General features: G+C 62.5%; 1 protein-coding gene. It reads right to left on the bottom strand.

Going from position 1 to position 629, the window contains the following annotated elements; translation table 11 throughout:
* Positions 1-629 (bottom strand): IS4 family transposase (locus ACYVOC_RS18860; RefSeq protein ID WP_461162784.1); only part of this gene is annotated, 629 nt, incomplete at both ends.

Raw genomic sequence — 629 nt, 5'->3', positions numbered from 1 at the left:
TTCCTGGCACGCTGCGAGATGGGCATGCGAATCAACCAGTCGCCCGCGCCCAGACATTGCACGACCTCATGGCGCAAGTTGTCTCTGGCCCGCATGAGCCAGTGGCGTTGCTCGCCTGCGCCCTGCCAGTTGAGCAGGAACGACGCCGAGAAATACGCGCGGTCAAACAAGGTGATGGAGTGATCCAGGCCGCGCAATCGGGCGGCCAGTGTCAATTCTCCTTGGGTGTAGTCACCCAGTTGCGCATCCAGTAGTTCGTGGCTATCTGTGTCCAGCAGGCATACGGCCCGAACCATGGGCCAGGGCTGGGGGCCGTACTGTGTCTTGCCGCTTCCCAGCACCTGGCGGTTGTCTGCACTGTCGGGCGCAGACCAGACCACCCCATCGACGGCCAGCACACGCAAGCGATCTTCATGCACGGGATGCGATCTTGCCCAGGCCTGCGTGAGCAGTGCAAACAAGTGCTCCAAGGGTTGCGAGCCCAGCCGCTGGCGAGCCTGCACGCTGCTGCTGGGAGCCGGTAACTCTTGCCCCTCAAGGGTCAAGGCCATCTCTTGCACCACCTGCCACATGGGCATGTGACGAAACAAGGCCAGACCAATGACCAGCCAGATGGCGTGATCTGCGGG

This window comes from Simplicispira piscis (genome assembly GCF_054783455.1).
The sequence above is the reverse complement of the archived record's forward strand: the minus strand, read 5'-3'. Positions and strand labels throughout refer to the sequence as shown.